Consider the following 13,994-nt stretch of genomic DNA (forward strand, 5'->3'; position numbering starts at 1 on the left):
GTTCTTAGATGTTTACGAAATCCTCGCTGTGCGATCTGCCGGATCTCGGCTCGTCGCGACGCTCGGTACGTCCGCCGCGGTAACCGCCGGAGCCGCCGGAACCGCTCGATCCGCCGCCGTTATAAGGCTTGCGTTGACCGCCGCCGTAACCGCTGCCCGGTCCGCGGGAATCGCCGCGACCTTGTCCTTGGCGCCAAGAGCCGCCCTGACCGCCGCTGCTGCCGCCGCGGTAGCCGCCGCCGCTCGATCCGCCGCGATAACCGCCGGAGCCGCTGCGACCGCCGTCGAACTTACGCTTCTTCGAACGGATCGGATCTTCCGGCGTCAACTCGACCGTTACGTCCTTCTTGTCGCCCGCGAGCAGCTTCATCGCGGCAGCCAACAATTGAACGGAATCGTATTGCTCGAGAAGCTGCATCGCGACCCACTTGAACGCGGACAAGTCTTCTTCTCCCGAGACCGTCTCGACAAGGCGCTCGGCCATGATCTTCTGCTTGCCTTCCATCGCTTCGGAGATCGTCGGCAAAGGCTTCTTCGCGATCTTGTGGCGCGTGATCTTCTCGATGAAGTGCAGGTGATCCGTCTCGCGAGGCGTGACGAACGACCAAGACGTGCCTTCCTTGCCCGCGCGGCCCGTACGGCCGATCCGGTGAACGTAGCTCTCCGGGTCTTGCGGAAGGTCGAAGTTAATGACGTGCGTTACGCCGGATACGTCGAGACCGCGCGCGGCCACGTCCGTCGCCACGAGCACGTCGATGCTGCCGTCGCGGAACTTGCGCATGACCGTATCCCGTTGGTTCTGGGACAAGTCGCCGTGCAAGCCGTCGCAAGCGTATCCGCGCTTCATGAGCGCTTCGGATAGCTCGGCTACGCGGCGCTTCGTGCGTCCGAAGATGATGGCGAGTTCAGGCGGTTCCATATCGAGCAAACGGCAAAGTCCGTCGAATTTCATCCGTTCCTGTACTTCGATGTAAAATTGCTGAATCAATGGCGCGCTGACTTGTTTCGGAATGACCGAAATGTGTTCAGGGTTGCGCAGGAACTGCTGCGCGAGCCGCTGAATGTTCGTCGGCATCGTCGCGGAGAACAACAACGTCTGGCGTTCTTCCGGTACGAGCTTCAGGATCGACTGGATGTCTTCCATGAAGCCCATGTCGAGCATTTCGTCCGCTTCGTCCAGCACGACCGTGCGCACGTCGTCCAAGCGAATCGTCTTCCGGTTGATATGGTCGAGCAAACGACCAGGGGTACCGATGATGATCTGCGGCTTCCGCTTCAAGGAGCGAATCTGACGCGAGATGTCTTGACCGCCATATATAGCCAAAGAACGAATTCCTTTGAATCGTCCAAGCTTCTCGATTTCCTCTGCGACCTGAATCGCCAATTCGCGCGTAGGCGCCATAATCAATGAGACGATGCGGTCTTCATTGACGGCAATGCGGCTGATAAGCGGAATTCCAAAAGCTGCGGTCTTGCCTGTACCTGTCTGAGCCTGACCAATCATATCCCTACCGGAAATCGCGACAGGAATGGCTTTCGCTTGAATCGGAGTCGCTTCCTCAAAACCCATCTCCGAGATGGCTTGAAGAACGTCCGGCTCCAACCCAAATTCTGCAAATGTACTCAAATTCTCAAACTCCTTCTGTATTGGGCCATTACGGCTTCCAAAAAAAATAATCAGTTCATTATAGCACATACCTGTTTGTAAACTCCAGTAGCAGGAAACGGGTACCATTTTCTCTCGCATGAACGTTCGGCGAAGGGGGAACCTAACCCCATACCCTTCCTTGCATGTTAGAGACAGGAGCGCTCATGATGAAAAGATTAGCCGCCGTCGGGCCCGTCGTATTGATGTTGCTAAGCGCCGCTGCGGTCGGCTGCGGCTTCAAATGGCTGCTCATTCCCGAGGAATTGCTGAGCAGCGGGGCGTCGGGCGTCGCCATGATCATCGGATACGTAAGCGGATGGAACATCGGCTGGCTCTATTTTGCCCTGAACGTTCCGATTTTGCTCTGGGGATATCGCGTGCTCGGCCGCCGCTTCGTCGTCCTGAGCATGATCGTCGTCGTCTCCACCTCGCTGTTCATGCAGATCATCCCGGAAATCGCGATCACGCACGGAGACCGGCTGCTCGGTTCCGTGTTCGGCGGCGTCCTCGTCGGCCTCGGCAGCGCCGTATCGCTCCGGTACGGCGGATCGTCCGGCGGGTTCGACATCGTCGCTTCCATCGTTTCCCGTTACCGCGACGTTCCGATCGGCTTGATCGTCATTCTGATGAACACGATCGTCGTCGCGGCGCTGGGCATTCTGATCGACGATTGGAATGCCGCCCTCTATTCTATGCTGTCGATCTACTTAACGGGAAGAGTCGTCGATATTGTTCATACCCCTCATCGTAAAATAACCGCCTTCATCGTCACGAAGAACTCCCAGCAGCTGGCGGACAGGCTGATGTCGATCCCCCGGGGCGTTACGATCTTGAAGACCAGGGGCGCGTACACGAGCGAAGAACGCGATATGCTCATGACCGTCGCTACCCGATACGAGCTCGCGGAGCTGCGCAAAATCATCATGGAAGTCGACAACCGCGCCTTCGTCAACATCGTCCAAACGATCGACGTCATCGGCGAATTCCGACGCCGGACGAACTAGGTCAAATAATCCGTCCGCGATCGCCAAAAACCTTCAAAATACTACAAAATACCTGTGTCTAGCCCCCATCAACTCGTTTATAATCTTCTTACAGAGCTTATGGGGAGAGATCATATGGATATTCTATTCGCGTTGTTCCTACTGCTTAACACGGCCTCGGGAAGCGGCCAGCACCAAGATCATTCGGCAATCTCCAAGCTATGGAACACGGTTAAGCTCACTCTCTCTCACGAAGCATTCGGAACGAAAGGAACGACCCCGACCAACGTGTCGGGTACCGCGCAAGACCCGAAGGCGCCTACGACGCCAGGCGACCCGCAATCGTCCGGTTCGTCCGATCCTCAGCCCGATGCGCCCGTCGTCAAGGGTATCTATGTTACCGCTTACAGCGCTGGCGGCGAACGAATGTCGAAGCTGCTGAAGCTGCTGGATACGACGGAACTGAACAGCATGGTCATCGACATCAAAGACGACGTCGGGTACATCACCTATAAGACCGATAACGAGACTTTGAAAGCCCAAGGCGATCCGAAGCCGTTCATTAAAGACATCGGCAAGCTCATGACGACGCTGAAGGAACACGAGATTTACCCGATCGCCCGCGTCGTCGTATTCAAGGACAGCATACTCGCCAAGAACCATCCCGAGTGGTCCTACGTACAGAAGGACGGCAAACTCTGGCAGAACGGGAACGGCGACAAGTTCGTCAATCCGTACGTCAAGGAAGTATGGGATTATAACGTCGAGATCGCGAAGGAAGCCGCCAAGCTCGGGTTCAAGGAAATCCAGTTCGACTACGTTAGGTTCCCCGAAGGCTTCGAGAAGAAAGCCGACGGACTCAAGTTCGCGAAGAACGAGAAGAGCCGCGTCGACATCGTGGCCGGATTCGTAGAGTACGCCAAGGAACAGCTCGAACCGCTGGGCGTAAGAGTATCGGTGGACATCTTCGGCTACGCGGCGTCCGTGCCGGCAGCCGAAGGCATCGGACAGGATTTCGTGAAGATCTCGAACGCCGTCGACGTCATCTCCCCGATGGTCTATCCGAGCCATTACAGCACGGGCTGGTTCAAGCAGAAGGATCCGGACAAGGCGCCGTACGAGACGATCAAGGGCGCGATGCTGGACACGCACAAGAAGCTCGATCCTCTCGGCGACTCGCAGCCGATCATTCGTCCTTGGATTCAAGACTTCACCGCCAAGTGGCTCGGCGCAGGCCATTACGCCAAGTACGGAGCAGCCGAAGTCGAAGCGCAGATCAAGGCGCTGCGCGACACCGGCGTCAACGAATTCCTCCTCTGGAACGCGGGCAACACGTATTCGACCGGCGTTAATTATTAAGCTTACTGCAATCATAACTTCCAGGCCGCCCGTTATGGGCGGCCTTATTTTGTGGCTTTTGTCTCTCATACACCGCTGCTCCAAGACGATTTAGCGCCATCTCATATCGTTAATGCGACATAACTCTGATCCAAGACGATTTAGCGCCATCTCATAACGCTAATGCAATATGCAAAAAAGGCTGCTGCCCGAATCGTCCGGGCAGCAGCCTATATTCCATGTATCGCTATCGCTTACCCGCGTAATACGGTTCTCCGAGCGCCCCGGGCGCCTTCGAGCGTCCGACCGCTCCGACGAGCACCAGAATGGTAAGCACGTACGGCAGCATGTAGATGAACTCTGACGGTATGTCCTTCGCGAAGTCGAACAGCTGCAGGATATTGTTAATCGACGTCGCGAAGCCGAAGAATACGGCCGCGCCTAGCGCGCCTAGCGGGTTCCACTTGCCGAAGATAACCGCCGCCAGCGCGATGAAGCCTTGTCCGGATATCGTGTTGTGCGAGAAGCTGCCCGTCGTCGTCATCGCGATCGTCGCTCCGCCGATGCCGGCCAGCAGGCCGCTCAGCAATACGGCGATATACCGCATGCGGAGCACCTTGATGCCGACCGTATCCGCCGCGCTAGGATGCTCTCCCACCGCGCGCAGACGCAGGCCGAACGGCGTCTTGAACAATACGTAATAGATAATCGCGACGAGGATGAACGCTAAGTACGTCGTCGGATAGGCATGGAACAAGCCTTCTCCTATGACCGGAATGTCGGACAGCAGCGGAATGCTGATCTTATGGAACGTCTCGTCGACGAGGCTCGTCTCCCCCGCCCCGTCGAACAATTGCTTGACCAAGTAGACGGTCGAGCCCGCCGCGATGAAGTTAATGACGATTCCGCTGACGACTTGGTCGGCCCGGAACGTAATCGTCGCCACCGCATGGATGAGCGCGTACAGCACTCCGAACAAGCCTCCCGCGATCAAGCCTATCCATGGCGTAGCCGCGCCGAATCCGGCCTCCTGAGCGTGGTAAGCGACGACCGCCGAAGCGAACGCGCCCGCCATCATCAAGCCTTCGAGCCCGATATTGACGACGCCCGAGCGTTCGGACAGAATGCCGCCCATCGCCGCCAGGATGAGCGCCGTCGAGAACACCAAGGCGACGTTCAGCATATTGCCGAGCGTAACGAGATCCATCTATGCCACCTCGCCTTTGTTCTTGCGTAATCTGAGCAGCTTCAGTACCCAACGGATGATGCCGGGAGCCGCCACGAAAAAGATGACCGAGCCGATGACGATCCGGATGATCTCCGGAGGTACGTCCGCGCCGAAGCTCATGCCGGCCGCGCCGTAAGACAGCGTGCCGAACAGAATCGCGCCGAACAGAACGCCAAGCGCCGTATTGCCGCCGAGCAGCGCGACCGCGATGCCGTCGAAGCCGTGCCCGGTCGGACTCGCGCTGATCGTCTGCGTCATGAAGACGCCGAGCACTTGGAACACGCCGCCTAGTCCGGCGAGCGCGCCGGAGATGAACATCGCCTTGACGACGCCGCGGTTCACGTTAATGCCCGCATACAACGCGGCGTCCGGATTGGAGCCGACGACGCGCAGCTCATAGCCTTGCTTCGTGCGCCACAGGAACGCATAGAAGAAGATGACCGCCAAGATCGCGAAGAACATTCCCCAATGCACGCGCGCGTTATCGAGCGCGTTGGACAGCCAGACGAACTTCACGCTGGCGGATTCGTTAATGAAGTACGAACGGCCCTTGCCCGGCTCCTGAAGGTGCGCTCTGACGATATAGTTCGCCAGATGCAGCGCGATCCAGTTCAGCATGATCGTCGTAATGACTTCGTTCACGCCGCGCGCCGCCTTCAGATACCCCGCGATCATGCCCCAGAAGCCGCCGAACAGCATGCCGACGATGATGGCGATCGGAGCGGTTATGTACCATGCCGCGTCCAGTTGCGTGCCGATGATCGTAGCGCCCGTCATGCCGACGATGTACTGGCCTTCCGCGCCGATGTTGAACAAGCCCGTGCGGAACGCGAAGGCGACCGCCAAGCCCGTGAAGACGAGCGGCGTTATCGCCGTCAAGGTCTCGCCTATGTCATAGGAATGGCCGAATACCTTCTTCAGCAACGAACCGTAGGCGAGTATCGGATCGTATCCGCCCAGCAACATGATGATGGCGCCGACGATCAGACCGAGCAGGATGGCGACCAGCGGAACGACCGCGGAATCCTTCGTAAAGAGCTTGATGAAGTTGTTCACGCCCCGGTGCCTCCTTGCGGATTCTTATAGTCCGTCATCATCATGCCGAGCTGCTCGTCCGTCGTCTCCGCGGGATCGACTTCCCCTACGATACGCCCTTCATAGATGACCGCGATGCGGTCGGACAGCTGCATGATCTCTTCGAGCTCGAACGAGACGAGCAGTACCGCCTTGCCCATGTTCCGTTGCTCGACGAGCCGCTTATGGATAAATTCGATAGCGCCGACGTCGAGTCCGCGCGTCGGTTGCGCGGCGATGAGCACATCGGGGTTCTTGTCCACTTCCCGCGCGATGATCGCCTTCTGCTGATTGCCTCCGGACAGCGCGCGCGCGGGCGTCTGAATGCTCGGCGTGCGCACGTCGAATTCGGCGATTAACCGCTTCGCATGCTCGTCGATCGCGTCGTAGTTCAGGAATCCGCCCTTGTTGAACGGCTCCTGGTAGTACGTCCCGAGCACCATATTCTCCCGCATCGGGAAGTCGAGCACGAGTCCGTGCTTGTGGCGATCTTCCGGAATAAGCGACAGCCCGGCTTCCGATATCGCGCGCGCCTTCGCGCCCGATAGCTCGACGCCGGCGACCTTGATGGAACCGCTGACGACCGGACGCAGTCCGGTAAGCGCTTCGATCAATTCGCTCTGACCGTTCCCTTCTACCCCCGCGATACCGAGAATTTCGCCGCGGCGCAGCACGAACGACGTCTCGTTCAGCGCCGGCAGCCCTTGACGTCCTTTGACGACGAGCTTATCGACCTCGAGTACGGGTTCGCCCTGCACGGCGGATTTTTTATTGAGCTTAAGCGATACTTCCCGGCCGACCATCTTCTCGGCCAGTTCGTTCGGATTCGTGCCGGACACCGGCAAGCTGTCGATCACTTTGCCGCGTCGTACGATCGTCACCCGATCGGCGATCGCCATGATTTCCTTAAGTTTGTGTGTGATCAGAATAATCGATTTGCCTAGTTCTACGAGCTTGCGCATGATGGCGAGCAGCTCTTCGATCTCTTGCGGGGTCAAGACGGCCGTCGGTTCATCCAGAATAAGGATGTCGGCTCCCCGGTACAACGTCTTCAAGATCTCGACCCGTTGTTGCATGCCTACGGAGATCTCCTCGATCTTCGCCGTCGGGTCTACGTTCAAGCCGTATTGCTTGGATATCTTCTCCACATTGTCGTTCGCTTGCTTGTAATTCACGCCCAAGCCTTTCGTCGGCTCGCTCCCCAGGATGATGTTCTCCGTTACGGTAAAAGGGTGCACCAGCTTGAAATGCTGATGCACCATCCCGATACCGAGCTTGATCGCCTTATTGGGGCCGTCGATGACGACCCCTTCGCCGTTAACGAAGATTTCCCCTTCATCAGGCTGATACAGTCCGAACAAAATGTTCATCAACGTCGACTTGCCCGCGCCGTTCTCGCCGAGCAGGGCATGGATCTCGCCCTGCTTCAGCTCGAAGTCGACACGGTCGTTGGCGACGATGCCGGGGAAACGCTTCGTTATGTTCCGCATTTCAACGACTGTATTCGCCTTGTTCATAGTAGCACCCTTTTATTAATAATTAATAAGCTGTCGGTACCTTGATCTCGCCGCTGATGATCTTCGCTTTGTACTCGTCGACCTTCGCGAGGATGTCGGCCGGAACGTTCTTCGTGGACGTCTCCGGCAAGCCGACGCCGTTGTCCTTCAGGCCGAGCATCGTCTGGCCGCCTTTGAAGCTCCCGTCGATCATGTCCTTCGTAATGCGGTATACCGCTTCGTCTACGCGCTTGAGCATGGAGGTCAGCGTTACGTCGTCGCCGAATTCAAGCGATTGGTCTTTGTCTACGCCGATAACCCATACGTCTTTGCCGGATTTTTTGCGTTCTTTCGCTTCGTTGAAGACGCCGTTGCCCGTACCGCCGGCAGCGTGGAAGATGATGTCCGCGCCGTCGTTATAGATCGTTGCGGCCGCAGCCTTGCCGAGGTCCGGCTTGTCGAACGCGCCCGTGTAGTTCTTAATGATCTGGGCATCCGGGTTAACCGCTTTGACGCCCGCTTCGAAGCCGAGGTCGAAGTTTTTGATTACCGGAATGTCGATGCCGCCCACGAAGCCGATTTTGTTCGTCTTCGTCATGAGGCCCGCCACTACGCCGACCAAGTAAGAGCCTTCGTGCTCCGCGAACGTGATCGATTCGACGTTAGGCGCGTCCACGACGCTGTCGATGATCGCGAGCTTCGCGTCCGGGTTCTCCTTGGCGGCTTTACCGATGTCGTCTCCAAGCAGGAAGCCGATGCCCCACGTCAAGTCGTAGCCTTCGCGAATGAACTGGTTGATGTTCGTGAGATAGTTCGTCGCTTCCTTGGACTCGAGGTAATCCACTTCCGCGCCGGTGTCCTTGGACAGCTTCTGCAAGCCTTCCCATGCGCTCTGGTTGAACGACTTGTCGTTGACGCCGCCGACGTCGGTAACCATCGCGAACTTCTTGCCCGCTCCGCTCGTGTTCGCCGGGCTTGCCGCCTCGGTCGGGCTTGCCGACGGGCTTGCGCCTTGATTGTTGTTCTCGTTGTTCTTCGCTCCGCAAGCCGTCAAGGCGAGCGACGCGACCAGCATCAAGCCTGTTGCGATTTTCGCTGTCTTTTTCATTTCCATGACACTCCTTTGTCTAGTACATATATAATGTGTTGCGTGAAACCATCGTTAGATCGCGGACGACTCGCGCGTTACAGCTTCGCGACGACTTCCTTGACTAGGGTAATGAATCTCGGCTTCGTGCGGTTCGCCACTTCGATGACTTGCTCGTGGCTAAGCGGTTCGAGCTCTTCCCCGATCGCCATGTCGGTCACGCACGAGATGCCGATGACTTGCATCGCCATATGGCTCGCCACGATGACTTCCGGCACGGTGGACATGCCGACCGCGTCTCCGCCGAGACGGCGCAGCATGACGAGCTCCGCAGGCGGCAAGTAGTTCGGTCCCGATATGCCGGCGTAGACGCCCTGCTGGACTTCGATGCCGAGTGCTGCCGCCGTGTCCTTGACGAGCTTGAGCAATTCCGGCGTATAAGCGCGGCTCATATCCGGGAATCTCGGCCCGAGCGTAGGCTCGTTGGCTCCGATCAGCGGATTCGCGCCGGTCAAGTTCAAGTGGTCTTGGATGATCATCAAATCTCCGGGCTTGAACGCGGGGTTCATGCCGCCGCAGGCATTCGTCACGAACAGCTGCCGGACGCCGAGCGCCTTCATGACGCGCACCGGGAACGTCACCTCTTGCATCGTATAGCCCTCGTAATAGTGGAACCGTCCCTGCATCGCGACGACCGGCTTGCCTTGCAGCGTGCCGATGACCAGTTGCCCTGCATGACCCTCGACCGTCGATACGGGAAAATGCGGAATCGATTCGTACGGGATTCGCACGGCGTTCTCGATTTCGTTCGCCAGCTCGCCCAATCCCGAGCCTAGAATAAGCCCGATCTGCGGTTGGACGTTCGTCCGTGATCGAATGAACGCTTTCGCATCTTCCATCGTCTGAAGTAATTGGCCCATTCCATCACCTCCTTCCAAGTATGCCCCTCTGCGCGCCTTCATCCGCCGCTAGGCGGACGTTAGACGATTTCGCCGGATAATAGCGGTGGCGGCGTCACCGGTTCGTCGCTCAGAACGATCGAAGCGCGTATCTTGTCCATCGCGTCCGCAGCGTCCTCGCGATTCGAATGTATCGTGGCGATCGCCTCGCCGGCTGCGAAGTAATCGCCGACCTTCTTATGAAGCACGATGCCGACGGCCAGATCGATCGCGGACTCCTTCGTCGCGCGTCCGGCTCCGAGCATCATCGCCGCAAGCCCCATGCTCTCCGCCGCGATCGAAGCGACGTATCCGGAACGCTCCGCCGGCACTTCGATCCGATAAGCCGCGGTCGGCAAGCGGCTCGGGTCGTCTACGACCGAAGCGTCGCCTCCTTGCGAGGCCAAGAACGTCTTGAACTTCTCGATCGCCTTGCCGCTCGCGATCGCTTCCTTCAGCAGCTCGGCCGCTTCCGCTTGCGTCGCCGCGATTCCCGCCAGCACCGTCATATGGCTGCCTAACGTCAGGCACAGCTCCGTCAAGTCCTTCGGTCCGACTCCGCGCAGCGTGTCGATCGCTTCACGGACTTCCAGCGCGTTGCCGATCGCGTTGCCGAGCGGCTGGCTCATATCGGACAGCACGGCGATCGTGCGACGACCGACGCGGTTGCCGATATCGACCATGCAAGCGGCAAGCTCGCGCGCCTCGTCCATCTCCTTCATGAACGCGCCGTCGCCCGTCTTCACGTCGAGCACGATGGCATCGGCGCCCGAAGCGATCTTCTTGCTCATGATGGAGCTGGCGATCAGCGGAATCGAATTGACCGTTCCGGTTACGTCCCTTAGCCCGTAGAGCTTCTTGTCCGCCGGCGTAAGCTTGTCGCTCTGCCCGATGACCGCGAGACCGTTGCGGTTGACCAGCTCGATGAATTCGTCGTTGCCGATCTCCACGTGGAAGCCCGGCACCGATTCGAGCTTGTCGATCGTGCCTCCCGTATGGCCCAGCCCTCTTCCGGACATCTTCGCGACCGGCACGCCGATACTCGCGACGAGCGGCGCGAGGACGAGCGTCGTCGTATCGCCGACGCCGCCGGTGCTATGCTTATCGACTTTGGTGCCCCCGATGCCGGACAGATCGATGACCTCTCCGGAGTGCACCATGGCCATCGTCAGGTTCGCCCTCTCGTCCGGCGTCATGCCCCGGAAGAAGATCGCCATCGCCATCGCCGACATTTGATAATCGGGAACCGAGCCATGCGTGTATCCTTGAACGAGGGCGTCGATTTCCGCTTTCGTCAGCTCTCCGCCGTCCCGCTTCTTCGTAATTAAATCGACCGTTCTCATGGGTGGCATCTCCCCGCCTTAATAACCTTGAGCCGTTCCGCCCGTCACGATCGCGATCGACGAACTTGCGCCCAGTCTGGTCGCTCCGGCTTGAATGAGCTTGTTCGCCACTTCAAGATTCTTTACCCCGCCGGACGCCTTGATGCCCATCTCCGGACCGACGACATGCCGGATGAGAGCGATGTCTTCGACCGTGGCTCCGCCCGTGCCGAAGCCGGTTGACGTCTTCACGAAGTCCGCTCCCGCGTTCTTGCACAGCAGAGCTGCTTGCCGCTTCTCTTCGTCCGTCAAGTAACACGTCTCGATGATGACCTTCACGGCGGCTTTGCCTTTGCATGCCCGAACGACCGCTTCGATATCTTTCGACACGGCTTCCGTCAAGCCGGACTTCAAAGCGCCAACGTTCAACACCATGTCGATTTCCGTCGCGCCGGCGGCGATCGCGTCGGCCGCTTCCGCCGCTTTGATCTCGGTACGGCTCGCGCCGAGCGGGAATCCGATTACCGTCGTCAGCCCGACGCCGCTGCCCGATAATGCCTTGGCGGCGACCGGTACCCAATAAGGATTGACGCATACGGTCGCGAAGCCGTATTGCTTCGCTTCCTCGCATACCCTTGCAATGTCTTGCTTCGTGCTGACGGCTCCTAACAACGTATGGTCGATCATTGCCGCGATTTGCTCCGCTTTCATCCGCACCTATCCCTCTTCTATCTCTTTGATTTGTCGAGCAACGCCTTGGCCGTGATCTGGTCGGTGACGAGCGTGTTGCCGTACCTTCCCTTCAGCGCGCCGTAGATCGCGTTCACCTTCGATGCCCCTCCGGCGACGAGAATCGCATGCTCTTTATGCCTTAGATCCGCCAATTCGATGCCGACCGTTCGCTCGTTCAAGCCCGGCAAGCAAATCTCCCCGTCTTGATCGTAATACCGGGAGCAGATGTCTCCGACGGCCCTTGTCATGATGACCTCGAGCTCGTCCGGCCGCAAGTAGTTCGAATTGATGAGCACCGAATCCGGGGTCGGGGCGCCGGCCGTGAATATCGCGATGTTCGCGTTCTTCCCCATATCCATTACCCGTCGAATGTGCCGGTCAGACATGATCGCTTGCTTCACGACCGTCTGATCCACGATCGCCGGCAAGTACATGAAGTACGGAACGACGCCGAACGCCTTGCCGAACAGGTGGACGATCTCCGAAGGCGAGATGAGAATGTCCGCGTCGCTCACGCCTCCGTTAAGCTGCACGACGAGCGAATTCTTGAGCGCCTTCGTCTGCAGATGAAGCGCGACCTGGTACATGGTCGAACCCCAGGAGGCGCCGATCGTGTCACCGTCCTTCGCCAGCGCGACGATATAGTCGGCGGCCGCTTGGCCGATGTACTTCTTGACGATGTCGTCGTCGTAAGTCGGCGTGAACGCGATAACGACCTGCTCGAGCTGGAACCGCTCGATCAGCTTCTTCCGCAACTGCTCGATATCCCTTGTCGGATCGTGTATTTCGATATGTACGATGCCTTCGGATTTCGCTTGCTGAAGCAAGCGGGATACGGTAGGCCTGGACACGCCGAGCGCGTCCGCGATTTCGCTTTGGCTGTAATCCAGCTGGTAATACAGCTTGGCGGCCTCGATTACTTTTTTGATTTTGTCGGATTCCAACAACTGTCACACGCTTTCATACGACAGATTTTTGAAATTATGTTCATCGTGAATGAAATTATGTTCTATTGCGCTTATTATAGCGGATTCGACACCTTTTAGCTAGGCATATTTACACAGAAAAGCTGACGCCCGCATCGGAGTGTCAGCTTTCCTCGCACGAATATAGCGCATTTACAATATGCCCCGGGCCGGGCCGTTCTATCCCGGAAATGCGACCGGGTTATTGAGCCAGACGCATCGCCAAGTTATACAGATCGATATTAAACGACTTCTTCGACGTGACGACCTTGTCGATCTCCGTCGCGACGAATTCGCCCTTGACGATGCCGATCGCCTTGCCGGAGTCTCCCTCTTGTAGCTTCTGCACCGCGAAATCCGCGAGCTGGCTGGCGAGAATGCGGTCGTTATGCGTCGGCGAACCGCCGCGCTGAATGTGACCGAGCACCGTCACGCGCGGCTCGATGCCGCTGTACTCCGTAATGCTGCGGGCGATGTCTTCCCCGGAGCCTACGCCTTCGGCGACGACGACGATGCCGTGGCGCTTGCCCTTCATGAAGTTATCCTTCATGCGGAGCGAAATCTCCTTCACGTCGAACGGCACTTCCGGTACGAGAATCGCTTCCGCGCCGCTCGCAAGGCCGGCGTACAGGGCGATGTCGCCGCAATGGCGGCCCATGACTTCGACGACGGAAGAACGCTCGTGGGACGTCATCGTGTCGCGAAGCTTATTGATCGCGTCGACGACGATGCTGACCGCCGTATCGAAGCCGATCGTGAAGTCGGTGAACGGGATGTCGTTATCGATCGTTCCCGGCAAGCCCATTGTCTTGATGCCAAGCTTGCTCAGCTTGTTCGCGCCTTGATATGAGCCGTCCCCGCCGATAACGACAAGGCCGTCGATTCCGTGCTTGCGCAGCACCTCGGCGCCGCGTTGTTGGCCTTCCGGCGTCATGAACTCCTTGCAGCGTGCCGTCTGCAGGATCGTGCCGCCGCGTTGGATGATGTCGCCTACGCTCCGCAAGTCCATCGGACGCAAATCTTCGTTCAGCAGCCCTTGATAGCCGCGCTGCACGCCGAACACTTCCAGTCCGCGATATAATCCACTGCGCACGACGGCGCGTACGGCCGCATTCATTCCCTGGGAATCTCCTCCGCTCGTCAGAACGGCAATTTTCTTCACTGCGCTCATATCCAATTCCTC

General features: G+C 58.3%; 12 protein-coding genes. 2 read left to right on the forward strand and 10 right to left on the reverse strand.

Translation table 11 applies throughout. The annotated features are described in order from the left end of the window. Nucleotides 1-4: 4 nt before the first annotated feature. Complete coding sequence (gene cshA / locus ACFQZG_RS22515; RefSeq protein ID WP_378156647.1) at nt 5-1,627, reverse strand: degradosome RNA helicase CshA; 1,623 nt, start codon at nt 1,625-1,627, stop codon at nt 5-7. 188 nt (nt 1,628-1,815) lie between these two features. Here cshA and ACFQZG_RS22520 point away from each other — a divergent pair, with 188 nt between their 5' ends. Both ACFQZG_RS22520 and ACFQZG_RS22525 read left to right on the forward strand, forming a co-directional pair. Further along, a complete protein-coding gene (locus ACFQZG_RS22520; RefSeq protein ID WP_378156649.1) occupies nt 1,816-2,652 on the forward strand; it encodes a YitT family protein in 837 nt (278 codons plus the stop codon). Nucleotides 2,653-2,766: 114 nt separating this feature from the next. Next, nucleotides 2,767-3,990, forward strand: a complete 1,224-nt coding sequence (locus tag ACFQZG_RS22525) for a putative glycoside hydrolase (protein WP_378156651.1) — start codon at nt 2,767-2,769, stop codon at nt 3,988-3,990. A gap of 226 nt (nt 3,991-4,216) precedes the next feature. Here the strand turns inward: ACFQZG_RS22525 and ACFQZG_RS22530 are convergent, their stop codons facing one another. The 9 genes from ACFQZG_RS22530 to pfkA form a co-directional block, all read right to left on the reverse strand. Further along, nucleotides 4,217-5,176, reverse strand: coding sequence for an ABC transporter permease (locus ACFQZG_RS22530; RefSeq protein WP_378156652.1), 960 nt, complete (start codon nt 5,174-5,176; stop codon nt 4,217-4,219). After that, a complete protein-coding gene (locus ACFQZG_RS22535; protein ID WP_378156654.1) occupies nt 5,177-6,253 on the reverse strand; it encodes an ABC transporter permease in 1,077 nt (358 codons plus the stop codon). It lies immediately after the preceding gene. Then, entirely contained in the window at nt 6,250-7,788 is a 1,539-nt protein-coding gene (locus ACFQZG_RS22540) for an ABC transporter ATP-binding protein (RefSeq protein WP_378156656.1), read from the reverse strand. Before ACFQZG_RS22540 ends, ACFQZG_RS22535 begins: the two co-directional genes overlap by 4 nt. Before the next feature lie 22 nt (nt 7,789-7,810). Then, nucleotides 7,811-8,875 (reverse strand): BMP family lipoprotein, encoded by a 1,065-nt coding sequence (locus ACFQZG_RS22545; protein ID WP_378156658.1) that lies wholly within the window; start codon nt 8,873-8,875, stop codon nt 7,811-7,813. A gap of 77 nt (nt 8,876-8,952) precedes the next feature. After that, nucleotides 8,953-9,753 (reverse strand): purine-nucleoside phosphorylase, encoded by an 801-nt coding sequence (locus tag ACFQZG_RS22550; RefSeq protein ID WP_378156808.1) that lies wholly within the window; start codon nt 9,751-9,753, stop codon nt 8,953-8,955. Between the two features lie 80 nt (nt 9,754-9,833). Then, nucleotides 9,834-11,135, reverse strand: a complete 1,302-nt coding sequence (locus ACFQZG_RS22555; RefSeq protein ID WP_378156660.1) for a pyrimidine-nucleoside phosphorylase — start codon at nt 11,133-11,135, stop codon at nt 9,834-9,836. An 18-nt stretch (nt 11,136-11,153) separates the two neighbouring features. Further along, complete coding sequence (gene deoC / locus ACFQZG_RS22560; RefSeq protein ID WP_378156662.1) at nt 11,154-11,825, reverse strand: deoxyribose-phosphate aldolase; 672 nt, start codon at nt 11,823-11,825, stop codon at nt 11,154-11,156. A gap of 17 nt (nt 11,826-11,842) precedes the next feature. After that, nucleotides 11,843-12,790: a DNA-binding transcriptional repressor DeoR gene (locus ACFQZG_RS22565; RefSeq protein WP_378156664.1), complete on the reverse strand. Its 948-nt coding sequence runs from the start codon at nt 12,788-12,790 to the stop codon at nt 11,843-11,845. Between the two features lie 223 nt (nt 12,791-13,013). Beyond that, nucleotides 13,014-13,982: a 6-phosphofructokinase gene (gene pfkA, locus ACFQZG_RS22570; RefSeq protein ID WP_378156665.1), complete on the reverse strand. Its 969-nt coding sequence runs from the start codon at nt 13,980-13,982 to the stop codon at nt 13,014-13,016. Between the last annotated feature and the right edge of the window lie 12 nt (nt 13,983-13,994).

Origin of the sequence: Cohnella sp. GCM10027633, assembly GCF_042675445.1 — a bacterium.
GTDB lineage: Bacteria > Bacillota > Bacilli > Paenibacillales > Paenibacillaceae > Cohnella.